This window comes from Kinneretia sp. DJ1R-11, from assembly GCF_025717595.1.
Taxonomy (GTDB): domain Bacteria; phylum Pseudomonadota; class Gammaproteobacteria; order Burkholderiales; family Burkholderiaceae_C; genus Paucibacter_A.
This window is the reverse complement of the sequence record NZ_JAJIRR010000004.1, coordinates 279,483-297,618: the sequence shown is the minus strand read 5'-3', so window position 1 is coordinate 297,618 and position 18,136 is coordinate 279,483. Positions and strand designations below refer to the sequence as shown.

Annotated in this window: 14 protein-coding genes; 9 read left to right on the top strand and 5 right to left on the bottom strand. The window is 63.4% G+C overall.

Features of this window, described 5'->3' with window-relative positions; genetic code table 11:
• The first annotated feature begins 72 nt into the window (after window positions 1-72).
• The 4 genes from LNV23_RS10100 to LNV23_RS10085 all read left to right on the top strand — a co-directional run bounded on the left by LNV23_RS10100 (window position 73) and on the right by LNV23_RS10085 (window position 4,655).
• Window positions 73-825, top strand: coding sequence for an electron transfer flavoprotein subunit beta/FixA family protein (locus LNV23_RS10100; protein ID WP_263519495.1), 753 nt, complete (start codon window positions 73-75; stop codon window positions 823-825).
• Window positions 826-856: 31 nt separating this feature from the next.
• Entirely contained in the window at window positions 857-1,789 is a 933-nt protein-coding gene (locus LNV23_RS10095; RefSeq protein ID WP_263562861.1) for an electron transfer flavoprotein subunit alpha/FixB family protein, read from the top strand.
• A 101-nt stretch (window positions 1,790-1,890) separates the two neighbouring features.
• Window positions 1,891-3,684 carry an acyl-CoA dehydrogenase gene (locus LNV23_RS10090; RefSeq protein WP_263562860.1) on the top strand — a complete coding sequence of 598 codons (1,794 nt, stop codon included), beginning with the start codon at window positions 1,891-1,893 and terminating at the stop codon, window positions 3,682-3,684.
• Between the two features lie 14 nt (window positions 3,685-3,698).
• Window positions 3,699-4,655, top strand: coding sequence for an NAD(P)H-dependent flavin oxidoreductase (locus LNV23_RS10085; protein ID WP_263562859.1), 957 nt, complete (start codon window positions 3,699-3,701; stop codon window positions 4,653-4,655).
• Window positions 4,656-4,749: 94 nt separating this feature from the next.
• On the opposite strand, the gene LNV23_RS10080 is transcribed toward LNV23_RS10085, so the two are convergent.
• The 4 genes from LNV23_RS10080 to LNV23_RS10065 form a co-directional block, all read right to left on the bottom strand.
• On the bottom strand, window positions 4,750-6,075 hold the full coding sequence (locus tag LNV23_RS10080) for a dicarboxylate/amino acid:cation symporter (RefSeq protein WP_411910562.1): 1,326 nt from the start codon (window positions 6,073-6,075) through the stop codon (window positions 4,750-4,752).
• 152 nt (window positions 6,076-6,227) lie between these two features.
• Entirely contained in the window at window positions 6,228-7,760 is a 1,533-nt protein-coding gene (locus LNV23_RS10075) for an ABC transporter substrate-binding protein (RefSeq protein ID WP_263562911.1), read from the bottom strand.
• A 161-nt stretch (window positions 7,761-7,921) separates the two neighbouring features.
• Window positions 7,922-8,311, bottom strand: a complete 390-nt coding sequence (locus LNV23_RS10070; protein ID WP_263562858.1) for a hypothetical protein — start codon at window positions 8,309-8,311, stop codon at window positions 7,922-7,924.
• Between the two features lie 25 nt (window positions 8,312-8,336).
• Window positions 8,337-9,179, bottom strand: coding sequence for a 2OG-Fe(II) oxygenase family protein (locus tag LNV23_RS10065; RefSeq protein ID WP_263562857.1), 843 nt, complete (start codon window positions 9,177-9,179; stop codon window positions 8,337-8,339).
• A gap of 456 nt (window positions 9,180-9,635) precedes the next feature.
• On the opposite strand from LNV23_RS10065, the gene LNV23_RS10060 reads away from it, so the two are divergent.
• From LNV23_RS10060 to LNV23_RS10040, 5 genes are all read left to right on the top strand, one after another.
• Window positions 9,636-12,491, top strand: coding sequence for a 2-oxoglutarate dehydrogenase E1 component (locus tag LNV23_RS10060; protein WP_263562856.1), 2,856 nt, complete (start codon window positions 9,636-9,638; stop codon window positions 12,489-12,491).
• Window positions 12,492-12,610: 119 nt separating this feature from the next.
• Window positions 12,611-13,870, top strand: coding sequence for a 2-oxoglutarate dehydrogenase complex dihydrolipoyllysine-residue succinyltransferase (odhB, locus tag LNV23_RS10055; RefSeq protein WP_263562855.1), 1,260 nt, complete (start codon window positions 12,611-12,613; stop codon window positions 13,868-13,870).
• 151 nt (window positions 13,871-14,021) lie between these two features.
• A complete protein-coding gene (lpdA, locus tag LNV23_RS10050; protein ID WP_263562854.1) occupies window positions 14,022-15,443 on the top strand; it encodes a dihydrolipoyl dehydrogenase in 1,422 nt (473 codons plus the stop codon).
• An 82-nt stretch (window positions 15,444-15,525) separates the two neighbouring features.
• Window positions 15,526-16,626: a cell division protein ZapE gene (gene zapE, locus LNV23_RS10045; RefSeq protein ID WP_263562853.1), complete on the top strand. Its 1,101-nt coding sequence runs from the start codon at window positions 15,526-15,528 to the stop codon at window positions 16,624-16,626.
• Window positions 16,623-17,327 carry a hypothetical protein gene (locus tag LNV23_RS10040; protein ID WP_263562852.1) on the top strand — a complete coding sequence of 235 codons (705 nt, stop codon included), beginning with the start codon at window positions 16,623-16,625 and terminating at the stop codon, window positions 17,325-17,327. The genes zapE and LNV23_RS10040 overlap by 4 nt, the downstream gene beginning before the upstream one ends.
• A 26-nt stretch (window positions 17,328-17,353) precedes the next feature.
• On the opposite strand, the gene LNV23_RS10035 is transcribed toward LNV23_RS10040, so the two are convergent.
• Window positions 17,354-18,121: a PP2C family protein-serine/threonine phosphatase gene (locus LNV23_RS10035; RefSeq protein WP_263562851.1), complete on the bottom strand. Its 768-nt coding sequence runs from the start codon at window positions 18,119-18,121 to the stop codon at window positions 17,354-17,356.
• Window positions 18,122-18,136: the final 15 nt, after the last annotated feature.

Sequence of the window (18,136 nt, the reverse complement as noted above, 5' to 3'; positions counted from 1 at the left end):
TGCCCCAACCGCCTTCGGGTGGCCCCCTTAGAATCTGATTAACGTTAACGTCAATTAGCCTTGGAGTAATCGATGAAGGTCTTGGTCCCAGTCAAACGCGTGGTCGACTACAACGTCAAGGTGCGCGTCAAGAGCGACGGCAGCGGTGTGGACACCGCCAACGTCAAGATGTCGATGAACCCCTTCGACGAGATCGCCATCGAAGAAGCCGTGCGCCTGAAGGAAAAGGGCGTGGTCACCGAGGTGATCGCGGTGTCCTGCGGTGTCACCCAGTGCCAGGAAACCCTGCGCACCGCCATGGCCATCGGCGCGGACCGCGCCATCCTGGTCGAGACCGACGCGGAACTGCAGCCCCTGGCCGTGGCCAAGATCCTCAAAGCCCTGGTCGACAAGGAGCAACCCCAGCTGGTCATCCTGGGCAAGCAGGCGATTGACGACGACTGCAACCAGACCGGCCAGATGCTGGCGGCCCTGACCGGCCTGCCGCAAGGCACGTTCGCCAGCAAGGTGGAAGTGGCCGATGGCGCTGTGTCCGTGACCCGTGAAGTCGACGGTGGCCTGGAAACCGTGAAGCTGAGCCTGCCGGCCGTCATCACCACCGACCTGCGCCTGAACGAGCCGCGCTACGTCACCCTGCCCAACATCATGAAGGCCAAGAAGAAGCAGCTGGACATCGTCAAACCGGCCGATCTGGGCGTGGACGTGAGCCCGCGCATCAAGACCCTCAAGGTCGAAGAGCCGCCCAAGCGCAGCGCCGGCATCAAGGTGGCCGATGTGGCCGCCCTGGTTGACAAGCTGAAGAACGAAGCCAAGGTCATTGGCTGAACCCAGATCAGAAGAATTCGGAGAAAACACAATGACTGCTCTCGTGATTGCTGAACACGACAACGCCTCCATCAAGGGCGCGACGCTGAACACCGTGACCGCGGCATTGGCTGCTGGTGGCGACGTCCATGTGCTGGTGGCTGGTTTCAATGCCGGCGCCGCTGCCGCTGCTGCGGCCCAGATCGCTGGTGTGAGCAAGGTGCTGCACGCCGACTCCGCCGCGCTGGAAAACGGCCTGGCCGAAAACCTGGCCGCCCAGGTGCTGGCGATGGCCGGCGGCTACAGCCACATCCTGTTCCCGGCCACCGCTTCGGGCAAGAACGTCGCGCCGCGCGTGGCCGCCTTGCTGGACGTGGCCCAGCTGAGCGATGTCACCAAGGTCATCAGCGCCGACACCTTCGAGCGCCCCATCTACGCCGGCAACGCGATTGCCACCGTGCAAAGCAGCGATGCCACCAAGGTGCTGACCGTGCGCACCACCGGTTTTGACGCCGCAGCCGCTCAAGGTGGCAGCGCCGCCGTGGAAACCGTGGCTGCCGCTGCCGACAGCGGCAAGAGCAGCTTCGCCGGCCGTGAAGTGACCAAGAGCGACCGCCCCGAGCTGACCGCTGCCAAGATCATCGTTTCCGGTGGCCGTGCCCTGGGTTCCAACGACAAGTTCATGGAAGTGCTGACCCCGCTGGCCGACAAGCTGGGTGCAGCCTTGGGCGCCTCGCGTGCCGCCGTGGATGCCGGTTATGCCCCGAACGACTGGCAGGTCGGCCAGACCGGCAAGATCGTTGCGCCCCAACTCTACATCGCCTGCGGCATCAGCGGTGCGATCCAGCATCTGGCCGGCATGAAGGATTCCAAGGTGATCGTCGCGATCAACAAGGACGCCGAAGCGCCGATCTTCTCGGTGGCCGACTACGGCCTGGAAGCCGATCTGTTCGCCGCCGTGCCGGAGCTGGTCAACAGCCTCTGAGCCCGCGCCTCGCCCCCACTATCGAGTGAGCCCCAGGGCGCCCGACTCACGGTCGCGGCGCCCTTGTTGTATCTGAATCTGAGATCGCTGGAGACAAAACCATGACCTACCGCGCCCCTGTTAAGGACATGCTGTTCAATATGCAGGAGCTCGCCGGCCTGCAAGCCCTGACCGAGCAAATCCCTGCATTCGCCGATTTCGGCATCGACACTGCCCAGGCCGTGCTGGAAGAGTGCGCCAAGTTCAACGAGGACGTGGTCGCACCGCTGAACTGGGAGGGCGACAAGGCCCCGTCCTACTGGAAGGACGGCGAAGTCTTCACCACCACCGGCTTCAAGCAGGCCTTCAAGCAGTTCGCCGAAGGCGGCTGGCAAGGTCTGCAACACCCCGCTGATTTTGGCGGCCAGGGCCTGCCCAAGACCATCGGTGCCGCCTGCGGCGAGATGATCAACAGCGCCAATCTGAGCTTTGCGCTCTGCCCGCTGCTGACCGATGGCGCCATCGAAGCCCTGCTGACAGCAGGCTCCGACGCACAAAAGAACACCTTCATTCCCAAGCTGATCGACGGCAGCTGGACCGGCACCATGAACCTGACCGAGCCCCAAGCCGGCTCGGACCTGGCCCAGGTGCGCACCCGCGCCGAGCCCCAAGGCGACGGCACGTACAAGATCTTCGGCACCAAGATCTTCATCACCTACGGTGAGCACGACATGGCCGAGAACATCGTCCATCTGGTGCTGGCCCGTGTGGTCGGCGCGCCAGAAGGCGTGAAGGGCATCAGCCTGTTCCTGGTGCCCAAATTCCTGGTCAATGCCGACGGCTCCCTGGGTGCGCGCAACGACGCCCACTGCGTGTCCATCGAGCACAAGATGGGCATCAAGGCCAGCCCGACCTGCGTGCTGCAGTTCGGTGACCATGGCGGCGCGATCGGCACGCTGATCGGCGAAGAGAACCGTGGCCTCGAGTACATGTTCATCATGATGAATGCAGCCCGCTTCGGCGTCGGCGTGCAGGGCATCGCCGTGGCCGAGCGCGCCTACCAAAAGGCCGCCAGCTTCGCCCGCGATCGCGTGCAGTCGCGCCCGGTGGACGGCTCGCTGCCGGGTGCCGGCGCCATCATTCATCACCCCGATGTGCGCCGCATGCTGATGACCATGCGCGCCCTGACCGAGGGTTGCCGCGCCATGTCCAGCGTGGCTGCCGCGGCCTACGACGCGGCGCACCACCATGCCGATGCTGAGATCCGCAAGCAAAGCCAAGCCTTCTACGAATTCCTCGTGCCCCTGGTCAAGGGCTACAGCACCGAGATGAGCCTGGAGGTTACCGACCTGGGCGTGCAGGTGCACGGCGGCATGGGTTTCATCGAGGAAACCGGCGCCGCCCAGCATTACCGCGATGCCAAGATCCTGACGATTTACGAAGGCACGACCGCCATCCAGGCCAATGACCTGGTCGGCCGCAAGACCGCACGCGACGGCGGCGCCTTTGCCCGCTCCATCGCGGCCATGGTCGAGGCCACCGAAGCGCAGCTGCTCACAAGCGACAGCGCCGCCGCCCGCGCGGTGCAAAAGCGCCTGACCGCGGCCCGCCTGGCCTTTGTCGATGTGGTGAACTTCATCGCTGCCAATGCCCGCAGCAACCCGAATGCGACCTATGCCGGCTCCGTGCCCTATCTGATGCTGGCCGGCAATCTGGTCGCCGGCTGGCAGCTGGCGCGCTCGCTGCTGGTGGCCGAGGACAAGCTGGCCGACGGTGAAGACGCCGCTTTCATGTCGGCCAAGATCGCCACCGCGCGCTTCTATGCGGAGCACATCCTGAGCCGTGCCGGTGGCACGCGCGATGCCATCGTCGAGGGCGCCGACAGCGTCACCGCCCTGGCCCTGGACGCCTTCTGATCGGGCGCGGCACGATGGCACTCCCTGAGATCCTGAAGCAGCTGCCGCTGCCCATCATCGGCTCGCCTCTGTTCATCATCAGCAACCCCAAGCTGGTGATCGCGCAGTGCAAGGCCGGCATCGTCGGCTCCATGCCGGCGCTCAATGCCCGGCCGGCCGAGCTGCTCGATGAATGGCTGAACGAAATCACCACTGAACTGGCGGCCTACAACCGCGCCAACCCGGACAAGCCGGCGGCGCCTTTCGCCATCAACCAGATCGTGCACAAGAGCAATGAACGGCTCGAGCACGATATGGCGGTGTGCGCCAAGTACAAGGTGCCCATCATCATCACCTCGCTGGGCGCGCGCGAGGATGTCAACCAGGCCGTGCACGCCTGGGGCGGCATCGTGCTGCACGACGTCATCAACAACAAATTCGCCAAGAAGGCGATCGAGAAGGGCGCCGACGGCCTGATCGCCGTCGCGGCCGGTGCTGGCGGCCATGCGGGCGTCAAGAGCCCCTTCGCGCTGATCCAGGAAATCCGGGAGTGGTTCCAGGGTCCGGTGGCACTGTCTGGCTCCATCGCCAGCGGCGACGCGGTGCTGGCCGCCCAGGCCATGGGTGCGGATCTGGCCTATATCGGCTCGGCCTTCATCGCCACCGAAGAGGCCCGCGCCGCCGAGGACTACAAGCAGATGATTGTCGACAGCAACAGCGACGACATCGTCTACAGCAACCTCTTCACCGGCGTACACGGCAACTACCTGCGCGGCTCCATCGTCAAGGCCGGCATGGACCCGGATCACCTGCCCGAAAGCGACCCCAGTGCGATGAACTTCGGTGGCAGCGCCGGCGGCAAGGCCTGGAAAGACATCTGGGGCTGTGGCCAGGGCATCGGTGCCATCCGCGCCGTGGTGCCTGCGGCCGAGCTGGTGGCCCGATTGGCGAGCGAGTACCAGGCGGCACGCAAGCGCTTGAGCTTGAGCTGAGCGTCGTCGAGGCGGGCTTTGCAGGCCGCTGACCGCTAGAAAAAACAGCCTCGGTCGCGCAAGCGCCGGGGCTGTTCTCATTTCAGCATCGCCTTCAGGTCTTGAGTTGGCTGTTGACTCGGTCCAGCACCTGTTCAGGTGCTTCGGCTTCGAGATCGGTTTCGTTGTTGAGGTGGCGCTGCATGCGCTCCACATCGAGGTCGCCGGTCCATTTGGCGACCACCAGGGTGGCGACGCCGTTGCCGATCAAGTTGGTCAGCGCGCGGGCTTCGCTCATGAAACGGTCGATGCCGAGTATCAGGGCCAGGCCTGCCACGGGCACGCCGCCCACGGCGCTCAAGGTGGCCGCCAGCACGATGAAGCCCGAGCCGGTCACGCCGGCCGCGCCTTTGGAGGTCAACAGCAGCACGGCCAGCAAGGTCAGCTGCTGGGTCAGCGACATCGGCGTGTTGGTGGCTTGGGCGATGAAGACGGCGGCCATGGTCAGGTAGATGGAGGTGCCGTCGAGGTTGAAGGAGTAGCCAGTCGGGATGACCAGGCCGACGGTGGACTTCTTGGCGCCCAGGTTTTCCATCTTGGCCATCATGCGCGGCAGCACCGATTCCGACGAGGAGGTGCCCAGCACGATCAGCAACTCTTCCTTGATGTACTTGATGAACTTCAGGATGGAAAAGCCGTGGAAGCGGGCGATGGCGCCCAGCACCACAAAGATGAAGAGCAGGCAGGTCAGGTAGAAGCTGCCCATCAGCTTGGCCAGTTGCAGCAGAGAGCCCAGGCCGTATTTGCCAATGGTGAAGGACATGGCTCCGAAGGCACCGATCGGGGCCAGCTTCATGATGTAGCCAACGATCACGAACAGCACATGCGAGGTCTTCTCGATCAGATCGAAGACCAGGGTGCCGCGGCCGCCGAAACGGTGCAGGGCAAAGCCGAATAGCAGGGCAATCAGCAGCACTTGCAGCATCTCGCCCTTGGCGAAGGCATCGACCACGGTGCTGGGGATGATGGCGAGCAGGAACTCGGTGGTGGTCTGCATCTTGCCCGGACCGGTGTAGGCGGCGATGCCCTTGGTGTCCAGATGGGCCGGGTCGACATTCATGCCCACGCCCGGTTGTAGCAGGTTGACGACCACCAGTCCGATGACCAGCGCCAAGCTCGAGACGATTTCGAAGTAGAGCAGGGCCAGGCCGCCGGTCTTGCCGACCTTCTTCATGTCTTCCATGCCGGCGATGCCCACCACCACGGTGCAGAAGATGATGGGCGCGATGATCATCTTGATCAGCTTGATGAAGCCGTCGCCCAGAGGCTTCATGGCCGCGCCGCTCTCTGGGTAGAAATGGCCGAGCAAGACGCCGATGACGATGGCAGTGATGACTTGGGCGTAAAGCGACTTGTAGATCGGGGTGGGACTCTTGTGCACGATGGACTCCGAAATTGTGCGAATGACGAGATCTTGCGCCTGGATTCCAGCCTTCCATATGAGGGGAATTGCAGACCTCGCCACAGATCGGTCCGGCCAAAAAAAAGCCACCGCGAAGGGTGGCTGGTTTGAGATGGCGGTGCGCTTGCGCTTTACTTCAGCGTCGTGAAGCGCGCTTCGGGTTTGTCGTCCGCACGGTGCAAGGTGTCGACATTGCTGCGCATGGCCCAGGGGCGGACCTGGTGGTGGATGGGGATGAAGAGGTACTCATCGCGCACCCGCAGCAGCGCTTCGCGGATCATGCCGTTGCGCTTGGCCACATCGTTTTCGGTCTTCATGGCCTGGACCAGCTGGTCGATCTTGGCATCGCTGACCCGGGAGTAGTTGCCTTTGCCGTCCACGCCCGAGGTCTTGGTGTGGACGATGTCCTGCAGGGTGTACTGGCCGTCAAAGGTCGGCACGCCCCAGCCGTAAAGGTAGAAGGGCGATTCGTATTTCTGCAGCAGCACCGAGTGCTGCGACATGGGTTGGGCACTGAGCTTGGCCTTGACGCCGATCTTGGCCCACATGGCCACCGCAGCCTGGCAGATCTCTTCGTCGTTGACGTAGCGATCATTCGGGCAGTTCAGCGGCACCTCGAAGCCATCGGCATAGCCGGCTTCGGCCAGCAGCTTCTTGGCCTTTTCAATATCCGCCTTGAGCGGCTGGTCGATATCGGGCGTGTGGCCGTTGACGCCGGGCGCCACCATGATGGCGGCCGGCACCGACAGGCCGCGCATCAGGCTGCGGCGGATCGCTTCGCGGTCGATGGCCAGGTTCAGCGCCTCGCGCACGCGGCGGTCCTTGAAGGGGTTCTTGCCCTTGATGTTGGAACCGCGCAGCTCGTCGCTGCTCTCGTCCATGGCGAAGAAGATGGTGCGATTCTCGGGGCCGTCCAGGACCTTGAGCTTGGGGTCGGCCTTGAGCTTGGCGACGTCTTGGGTGGGCAGGTCGGTCAGCAGGTCCACATCGCCGGAGAGCAGGGCGGCCACGCGGGTGGCATCGCTCTTGATCGGCAGATAGCTGATCTCGGTGACATTGCCCTTGTTCGTGTCCCACCAGTCCTTGTTGGCCACCATGCTGATGCGTTGGTCGGGCTGCCACGCCGTGATGCGGTAGGGGCCGGTGCCCATGGCATTGCGCGAGGCAAAGGTGTCTTCCTTGGCCTTGTAGTCCTGCGGGTTGACCGACTTGTTCTTCTCCGCCCAAGCCTTGCTCATGATTCGGAAGTTGGTCAGGTTGCGCAGCAGCACCGGGTTGGGGCCGTCGAGCATCAGGTCGACGGTGTGGTCGTCGATCTTCTTCGCCTCTTTGATGCCGCTGACGAAGATCTGCATATTGGCCTGAGGTTGGCGAATGCGAGCCAGCGAGAAGACCACATCGTCCGCCGTGAAAGGCGTGCCGTCATGGAACTTGACGCCGCGGCGCAATTCAAAGCGGATCTGTGTCGGGCTGATCTGCGTCCACTTGCTGGCCAGGGAGGGCTCGGGCTGGAACTTTTCGTTGTAGCGGGTCAAGCCTTCGTAGGCATAACCGGTGATGTTGGTGGTGGTCGAGTGGTTCTGCGAGTGCGGGTCCAGGGTCTGGATGTCATTCTGGGCAGCCCAGCGGAGCGGTGCGGCCTGGATTGCGCTATGCAGACTCATCAGGCCGCTGAAGGTCAGGGCCAAGGTCAGGGCGGAACTGCCGAACAGCGCCGAGGTGCTGCGCTGGCTCAGGGGCTTGCGTGCATGCTTCAAGGAATACTCCTGTCGAGTTTCGAGCACGGCCCACACGGGATGGTGGTGGGCCGGTTTCAGCGCGCATGCTAGCCCTGCTGTTCCGACTCGTTCGTAGTGGCTTGCCCGGATGTCGGCGCGGCCTCGGCTTCAAGATCGGCATCGCACCCGACGCCTGCGGCGATCCAGCGCCGGCACAGCCGGGCCAGCAGGCGATTGCGGCGGCGCGCAGCATCATTGGCCCAGGGGCGAGTAGCGCCCAGATGTCGCCAAGGCGTGCTCAGCATGCCGCAAACATAGCGGCGCTCTTCAGCGGACCAGCGCAGGGCATTGCAGCGCCCTTGGCGCTTTCGGCTGACCAACACACCGATCGGGCAGGGCTCGCTCAAGCAGCACAGGCCGCAGCCATTGCAGGGCAGCCCTCGCGCCGGCTTGGGCGGCGCTTCGGGGTGGATCTCGATGATGGCGGGGCCGGGCATGGCGCGATTGTGGCGCCGCCCGGTCTCAGGCCTTGACGCCCAGTTCGCGCAGGCGCTCCTGCAGATAGCTGTGGGCGGTGTAGCGCTCGCTCAGCACCACCTCGTTGCGCGGGTGCAGGAACAGGGGCAGGGAGATGCGGCTCTTCTTGGCGCCGTCGCCCGTGGGGTTGACCACCCGGTGCTGGGTCGAGGGGTAGTAGCCGCGCGAGGCTTCCTGCAGCATGTCGCCGATATTGATGATCAGCATGCCGAAGTCGCAGGGCACATCGATCCAGTTGCCGTTCATGTCTTGCACCTGCAGGCCCGGCTCGTTGGCTGCGGGCAGGATGGTCAGCAGATTGATATCGCCATGGGCCGCGGCGCGGATCGAGCCAGCCGGTTCTTGGCCGGTCAGGGGCGGGTAGCGCAGCACACGCAGCAGGGTTTGCTGGCTGTCCTGGATCATGTGCGAGAGCGGCTCGCTGTAATGTTGAGCAATCTCGTGCGGCGTATAGCGTTCCACCCAGCCCAAAAGCTCCTGCGCCAAGGTGTTGGCCTTCACGTAGTAGCTGTCCGCATCCGCCTTCAGCGAAGCGGGCACACGACCCCAAGGGTAGACATGGAAATACTCCTTGATGTCCTTCTGGCTCGCGCCCTTGGCCGTCTCGGAGATTTCGGTGGAGAAGTAACCGTCCTGCTTTTCCTTGGAAAAGGTGAATTGGTGTTTTTCTTCGGTGTTGAAGAAGGCCAGCCAATCGGTGTAAATCTTCTCGACCAACTCTTGCTGAATGGGGTGGTTGACCAGCACGCCGAAGCCGGTTTCGTGCAGGGAACGGGTGAAGGCTTCGGCCGCATCGGCCGCCCGGTAGTCAACGACGCGAACTTGCATGGGATCTCCTGATCTTTGTCCCGACGCCGTGCCATTCAATCGCGGGGCCGCGGCGCGCAGCGTTGAGTCTAGCGCCAATCGAGAACGATTCGCAAACGTTTGCTTGGCGTGCTTGGCCTTGTTTTGGCCACCGGTAGCTCAGTTTCGTGTGAAAGAAGAGCAGGCAAGCCGACGCGGCGGGCGATCGACATCCGTGCGCAAAGCCTCAATTTCTGCGTGGGGAAGCCGATACAGCCGAAGGTCTGCGAGCTTGGCGGTTGCGGTAACTCCCGCGTAATTCGGGGGTGGAAGGAAACCAAGGGTGTTAAAGTCGCGCCCTTGAGACTTCAGGTCCTTCCCGTCCCTTTTCCTGGCAACAGCGAAGGTGGGTCGCAATCCGCCAACCGGTCGAGCCGTGTCGCGGAAGGTTTATCAACCAGCCAAATCCCTGGAAGCCGGGGCTAGAGGTGAGCGAAGATGATGCAGCAATACAGGTCCAATTCATACCTGTTCGGGGGCAATGCGCCCTATGTCGAAGAGATGTACGAGGCTTACCTCGACAACCCGGGCTCCGTGCCCGACAACTGGCGTGCGTACTTTGACGCGCTTCAGCATGTGCCCGCCACCGATGGCGGCGAAGGACGCGATGTCCCGCATGCGCCGGTGATCGAATCTTTCGCTCAACGCGCCAAGGCCAATGCCTTTGCCGCCAAGGCTTCGAGCGCCGACCTGGCCGTTGCGCACAAGCAGGTGCATGTGCAGAGCCTGATCGCCGCTTACCGCTTCCTCGGCAACCGCTGGGCCGAGCTTGACCCGCTCAAGCGCGCAGAGCGCCCCAAAATTCCCGAACTCGATCCGGCGTTTTACGATCTGACCGAGTCCGATATGGACATCAGCTTCTCGGCCTCCAACACCTACTTTGGTGGCGAGACGATGAGCCTGCGTCAAATCGTGCAAGCACTGCGCGAAACCTACTGCAGCTCGGTCGGTTCCGAATTCATGCACTGCACCGACCCCGGCGAAAAGCGCTGGTGGCAAGAGCGCCTGGAAAAGTCGCGCGGCAAGCCCACTTTCACCGCCGAAGAAAAACGCCACATCCTCGACCGCCTGACCGCCGCCGAAGGCCTGGAACGCTATCTGCACACCAAGTACGTTGGCCAGAAGCGCTTCTCGCTGGAAGGCGGCGAGAGTTTCATCGCCGCCATGGACGAACTGATCCAGCGCGCCGGCCAACGTGGCGTGCAGGAAATCGTGATCGGCATGGCCCACCGCGGCCGCCTGAACGTGCTGGTCAACACCCTGGGCAAGATGCCGGCCGACCTGTTCGCCGAGTTCGAACACAAGGCTGCCGAAGACCTGCCAGCGGGTGACGTGAAGTACCACCAAGGCTTCAGCTCCGATGTGAGCACCAAGGGTGGCCCGGTCCACCTGTCGCTGTCCTTCAACCCCTCGCACCTGGAAATCGTCAACCCGGTGGTCGAGGGCAGCGTGCGTGCCCGCCAGGAGCGTCGCGGTGACAAGAACGGCAGCCAAGTCTTGCCGGTGCTGGTGCACGGCGATGCGGCTTTCGGTGGTCAGGGCGTGGTCCAGGAAACCTTGTGCATGGCCCAGACCCGCGGCTACGGCACGGGCGGCACGGTGCACATCGTCATCAACAACCAGATCGGTTTCACCACCAGCGATCCGCGTGACCTGCGTTCCACGGCCTATTGCACCGACGTCGTCAAGATGATCGAAGCGCCGGTGCTGCATGTGAACGGCGACGATCCGGAAGCGGTGGTGTGGGCCATGCAACTGGCCATGGACTACCGCGCCGAGTTCCGCAAGGACGTGGTACTGGACATCGTCTGCTACCGCAAGTTGGGCCACAACGAGCAGGACACCCCCTCTCTGACCCAGCCCCTGATGTACAAGAAGATCGCGGTCCACCCGGGTACCCGCAAGGTCTACGCCGACAAGCTGGCCGCACAGAACGTGGTCGATGCTGCCGGTGCTGATCAAATGGTCAAGGCCTACCGTGCCGCCATGGACGAAGGCCGCCACACCGTGGATCCGGTGCTGACCAACTTCAAGAGCAAGTACGCCACCGACTGGTCGCCTTTCCTCGGCAAGAAGTGGACCGACAGCTGCGATACCGCGCTGCCGGTGTCCGAGTGGAAGCGCTTGGCTGACAAGTTGACCACGCTGCCCAAGGACCTGGTCGCTCACAACCTGGTGCAAAAGCTGTACGCCGATCGCGCGGCCATGGGCCGGGGTGAGATCAATGTGGACTGGGGCATGGGCGAGAGCATGGCCTTCGCCTCCCTGGTGGCCAGCGGCTACCCGATCCGCCTGTCGGGCGAAGACGCGGGTCGCGGCACCTTCACCCACCGCCACTCGGTCATTCACGACCAGAATCGCAGCAACTGGGATGAGGGTGCCTACATCCCGCTGCAGAACGTGGCCGAAGGACAAGCTCCCTTCGTGGTGATCGACTCCATCCTCAGCGAAGAAGCAGTCTTGGGTTTCGAGTACGGCTATGCCGCTGCCGAACCCAACTCGCTGACGATCTGGGAAGCTCAGTTTGGCGACTTCGTCAACGGCGCTCAAGTGGTGATCGACCAGTTCATCGCTTCCGGTGAAGTGAAGTGGGGTCGGGCCAATGGCTTGGTGATGATGCTGCCGCACGGCTATGAAGGCCAAGGCCCCGAGCACAGCTCTGCGCGCCTGGAACGCTTCATGCAGCTGGCCGCGGACAACAATATGCAGATCGTCCAGCCGACCACGGCCAGCCAGATCTTCCACGTCTTGCGTCGTCAGATGCTGCGCATGTTCCGCAAGCCTTTGGTGATCATGACGCCCAAGAGCCTGCTGCGCGCCAAGGATGCGACCTCGGCGTTGAGCGAATTCACCAAGGGTGAGTTCCGCACCGTGATCGGTGAGCAGGACGCTTCGATCAGCGCCGACAAGGTCAAGCGCGTGATCGTCTGCTCGGGCAAGGTCTATTACGACCTGGTGCGCAAGCGCGAAGAAAAGAAGTCCGCCGACGTGGCCATCATCCGCGTCGAGCAGCTCTACCCCTTCCCGCACAAAGCCTTTGCCGCCGAGATCAAGAAGTACCCCGGTGCGACCGAGCTGGTGTGGTGCCAGGACGAGCCCCAGAACCAAGGCGCTTGGTTCTTCGTGCAGCACTATGTGCACGAGAACATGGCTGACGGTCAGAAGCTGGGCTATGCGGGTCGCCCCGCTTCGGCTTCGCCGGCTTGTGGCTACGCGCATCTGCACCAGGAGCAACAGAAGTCGCTGCTGGATCAGGCCTTCGGCAAGCTCAAGGGTTTCATCCTCACCAAGTAAGAAGGGCCAAGCGGGCGTCTGCCAAGACAGCGCCCGCTTTTTGCCGCCCTTGAAGTTGTTGTTGATGCCGCCGCAAGACGGCGCCTCAGCTCCGCGAACACGTTGAAAGAACACAGATCATGGCAATCGTTGAAGTCAAAGTCCCCCAGCTGTCTGAATCCGTCGCCGAAGGCACGCTGCTGACCTGGAAGAAGAAGCCCGGCCAAGCTGTCGCCATCGATGAAATCCTGGTGGAAATCGAGACCGACAAGGTCGTGCTTGAAGTGCCCGCGCCGAGCGCCGGTGTGATGGCCCAGATCGTCAAGAACGACGGTGAGAGCGTGGTCAGCGAAGAAGTCATCGCCCGCATCGACACCGATGGCACGGCCCAAGCCAGCCCGCTGGAAGTGAAGGCCGTGGTGGCCGCTGCTGCTCCAGCAGCAGCGGCCACCGCCGCCGCCACGGGTGGCGCCAAGGGTGATGTGGCCATGCCGGCCGCCGCCAAGATCCTGGCCGAGAAGGGCCTGGCCGCCACCGACGTGGCCGGCTCCGGCAAGGACGGCCGTGTCACCAAGGGCGACGCACTGGCCGCTGGCACCAAGCCGGCCGCTGTGGCGGCTCCTGTGGCCGTGGCTGCCGCTCCTTCGGTTGCCAAGCCCCTGCCTGCGGTGGCTGCTCCCCTGGCGCAGAACTTGGGTGATCGCCCCGAGCAGCGCGTGCCCATGACCCGCCTGCGCGCCCGCGTTGCCGAGCGTCTGCTGCAATCGCAAGCGACCAATGCCATCCTGACCACGTTCAACGAAGTGAACATGGCGCCGGTGATGGAGATGCGCAAGAAGTTCCAGGAAAAGTTCGAGAAGGAACACGGCGTCAAGCTGGGCTTCATGAGCTTCTTCGTCAAGGCCGCGGTCGCTGCGTTGAAGAAGTACCCGGTGCTGAACGCCTCGGTCGATGGCAATGACATCGTCTACCACGGTTACTTCGACATCGGCATCGCCGTCGGTTCGCCGCGCGGCCTGGTGGTGCCCATCATTCGCAATGCCGACCAGCTGAGCTTCGCCGACATCGAGAAGAAGATCGCCGAGTTCGGCCAGAAGGCCAAGGAAGGCAAGATCTCGCTGGACGACCTGACCGGCGGTACCTTCTCCATCTCCAATGGCGGCACCTTCGGCTCCATGCTGTCGACCCCCATCATCAACCCGCCTCAGTCGGCCATCCTGGGCGTGCATGCGACCAAGGACCGCGCTGTCGTTGAAAACGGTCAAGTGGTGGTGCGCCCGATCAACTATCTGGCCATGTCGTATGACCACCGCATCATTGACGGCCGCGAAGCGGTGTTGGGCTTGGTCACCATGAAGGAAGCCCTCGAAGATCCGGCTCGTTTGTTGTTTGATATCTAAACGGCTACTGCGCGACCTCAGGCCGTCGTTGCGGGTCCCGACCTCCGCATCCTCACGTAGCGCTGCTACGTTCCGGTGCGTCGGCACCCGCGCCTAGCCCTGAGGCCGCTCGCTACGCCTTGGCGTTGGCGCACCAAATTCAGGAATACCTATGAGCACCAAACAATTCGACGTCGTCGTCATCGGTGGCGGCCCCGGCGGCTACATCGCTGCCATCCGTGCCGCCCAACTGGGCTTCAACACCGCTTGCATCGACGAGTGGAAGAACGAAAAGGGCGGCCCGGCACCGGGCGGTACGTGCACCAATGTCGGTTGCATCCCGTCCAAGGCCTTGCTGCAATCGAGCGAGCACTTCGAGCATGCCAACCACCACTTTGCCGACCACGGCATCTCGGCGGACAACGTGCGCATCGACATCAAGAAGATGATCGGTCGCAAGGACACCGTTGTGAAGCAGAACAACGACGGCATCCTCTATCTGTTCAAGAAGAACAAGGTCACCTTCTTCCACGGCCGCGGCTCCTTCGTGGCGGCCAAGGACGGCCTGTACGAAGTCAAGGCCGGCGAAGAAGTCATCCTGGCCAAGCATGTGGTGCTGGCCACCGGCTCCAATGCCCGCCAGCTGCCCGGCGCAGCGTTTGACGAAGAGCTGATCTTGTCCAACGACGGCGCCCTGCGCATCGCCGAAGTGCCGAAGAAGCTGGGCGTGATCGGCTCCGGCGTGATCGGCCTGGAAATGGGCTCAGTCTGGCGTCGCCTGGGCGCGGAAGTCACCGTGCTGGAAGGTCTGCCGACCTTCCTCGGCGCGGTCGATGAATCGGTCGCCAAGGAAGCCGCCAAGCTGTTCAAGAAGCAAGGCCTGAAGATCGAGCTGGGCGTGAAGATCGGCGAGGTCACCAAGAGCAAGGACGGCGTGACGGTGGCTTACACCGACGCCAAGGGCGCCGCCCAGACCCTGGCCGTCGACAAGCTGATCATCTCGATCGGCCGCGTGCCCAACACCATCGGTCTGAATGCGGAGGCTGTGGGCCTGAAGTTGGACGAGCGTGGCGCCATCGAGGTGGACGGCGACTGCAAGACCAACCTGCCCAATGTCTGGGCGGTCGGCGATGTGGTGCGTGGCCCGATGCTGGCGCACAAGGCCGAGGAAGAAGGCGTGGCCGTGGCCGAGCGCATTGCCGGCCAGCATGGTCATGTCAACTTCAATACCATCCCCTGGGTCATCTACACCAGCCCCGAGATTGCCTGGGTCGGCCGCACCGAGCAACAGCTCAAGGCCGATGGTGTTGAGTACAAGGCCGGTCAGTTCCCCTTCCTGGCCAATGGCCGTGCACGCGCACTGGGTGACACCAACGGCTTCGTCAAGTTCCTGGCTGATGCCAAGACCGACGAAATCCTCGGCGTGCACATCATCGGCCCGATGGCGTCTGAGCTGATCTCTGAAGCCGTGGTCGCGATGGAGTTCAAGGCCTCGGCCGAGGACATCGCGCGCATCTGCCATGCTCACCCGAGCTTGAGCGAAGCCACCAAGGAAGCGGCCCTGGCCGTGGACAAGCGCACGCTGAACTTCTGATTCCGGTCGGAATTCGCAAGCAACAAGGGGCGGCCGCGGTCGCCCCTTGGTCCATCTCGAAGAAGGTTGTAGTGTTTCTCTCATGACCCGCGTTACCGAGCTTTATCAGCAAACTCTGGCCGAGCGCGGCTACACCGCCGACCCCGCGCAGCTGCGCGCCGTGGCGGCGCTGCAGCGTTGCCAGGACGAATGGGCCGACTACAAGGCGCGGCGCAGCAATGCCGTGACCAAACTGTTGGTGCGCCCGCCGCTGCCGCGTGGCGTGTACATGTTCGGCGGGGTGGGTCGGGGCAAGAGCTTTCTGATGGACTGCTTCTTCCAAGCCGTGCCGCTAACGCGCAAAACCCGTCTGCACTTCCATGAGTTCATGCGTGAGGTCCACCGCGAGCTGCTGGAGCTCAAGGGCATTCCTGATCCGCTTGAAGAGCTCGGAAAACGGATTGCCAAGCGCTTCCGCCTGATCTGCTTCGACGAATTCCATGTCTCGGACGTGACCGACGCGATGATCCTGTATCGCCTCTTGGATTCGCTGTTCAAGAACCGTGTCTCCATCGTCACCACGTCCAACTTTCATCCTGACGGCCTGTATCCGAACGGCCTGCATCGCGACCGCATCCTACCGGCCATCGAACTGCTCAAGTCCACGCTGGAGGTCATCAACGTCGACAACGGTTTCGACTACCGCCGCCGCACCTTGGACCAGGCTCAGCTCTACCACCAGCCGCTGGGCGATGAGGCCGAAGCCGCGCTGACCGCCACCTTCGAGGCTCTGGCCGAGGCGCGCGACGAAGACCCGCGTCTGCAGATCGAGCAGCGCCAGATCCGCGCCCGGCGCCGTGCCGGTGGCGTGGTCTGGTTCGACTTCGCCCAGCTTTGCGGCGGCCCGCGCTCGCAGAACGATTACCTGGAGCTGGCCACCCAGTTCCACACCCTGATCTTGTCCAATGTGCCGGAAATGCCGCCGCGCCTGGCCAGTGAGGCGCGACGCTTTACCTGGCTGGTCGATGTGCTGTACGACCGCCGCGTCAAATTGGTGATCTCGGCCGCCGTGCCGCCCGAGCAGCTGTACGCCGACGGCCCGCTGGCCCATGAGTTCCCGCGTACGGTCTCGCGCCTGCAAGAGATGCAGTCGCAGGAGTATCTGTCGCTGTCCCGGCGTGATGTCGATACCTCGCTGACATGAAGGCGCCGCTTCGCTTGATGGGTGTGATGCCCGCCTTGGCGCTGATGCTGGCGCTGGTCTGGGCTCAGGGCATGTCGTTGGCGCAAGCCGCGGAGCCTGCTTCGACAGGCGCCGCTGCCGAGCAGGCGGAGCTGCGTCGGCTCAAGCAGTCCCAGCGTCAGCTCGAGTCCGCCTACCTCGTCGGCGTTGCCGACTGCCAGCGCAAGTTCGCGGTCAACGATTGCATCGTGCAGCTGCGCTTGCAGCACCATGCGCAGCTGCGGCCCTTGAAGCAGCGAGAGGATGAAATCGAAGCCCGGCTGCGTCGAGAGCGGGCACAAGCTCAGCGCGACCGCGTGCTTCAGCGCCAGCAGGAGTTCGCCGTTGCAGAGGCCGAGCGACGCAGCGAGGCTTTGCTGAAGCCCGAGGCGCCTGCCGCCCAGCCGGTTTCAACGGCCGCGTCTGCGGCGGCTGCCCGAAAGTTGGGCAAATCGTCGCCGGGTGCGGGCGCGCAGGCCAAGCAGCAGCAAGCAGAGCTGACGGCGAAACGGCACGCCTTGCAACGTGCCGAGCAAGAGCGCAGCATGCTGGCGCACCAGCGGGATGTCAAACAACGCCAGGAGCAGCGCAAAAAGGCGCTGGCGCCTTCTCTGCCGGTGCCAAGCGCTGCAGAGATCGCGGCACTGCGAGCCGCCTCTGCGCCGGCCAGCGGAGCGCGCTGATTCGGTTCAAGAGGCGTCGTTCCGCCTCAGCTCAAGGGCTCAAACTTGGCGATCGCCAAGGACAGGTTGTCACCGCCTCCGCGAGCGCGTTGACGTGCCTTGCTGATCAGCAGTTCGGCGGCTTCCCGGGGCGGCAGACTGTGCAGCACGGTGCCGATCTCATTGGCGCTGAAGTAGTGCCAAAGGCCATCACTGCAACACATCAAGGTGTCGCCTGCGACCAGGTTTTCAATCGTGTGGGTGCTGATGGTGGGCTCGGCCACCGTGCCCAGGCAGCCGGTCAGCAGATTGGACTGAGGATGGCTGCTGGCTTCGGCTTCGCTGATCTGGCCTTCATCGACCAGGCGCTGCACATAGGAGTGGTCCATGGTCCGCTTGACCAGATTGGGCCCGCGGTAATGGTAGATGCGTGAATCGCCCGAATGGATCCAGTGGCAATGCCGGTCTGGCCCGATCAAAAACGCGGCCACAGTGCTGTGCGGCTCTTCTTCCGCGGACAAGGCGGTCAGCTTGATCATCAGATGGGCTTCGGCCACCAACTGGTCGAGCAGCGTCTGCGGCATTTCGCTTTCGGGTGAAAAGCGTTCGAACAGTTGCTGGGCCGTCAGCATGACCTGGTCGGAGGCCTTGCGCCCGCCGCTCTTGCCGCCCATGCCGTCGGCCACCACGGCCAGCAGACAGCCGCTCAGGCGGGCATGGGTCAGGACTTGAACCTGATCTTGCTGGTACAGGCGGTCGCCGCGATGAATGCCGGTCGCCGCGCTCAGGCGAAAGCCTGGAGGAGTGCGCGTCATGCCGAAAACTATAAA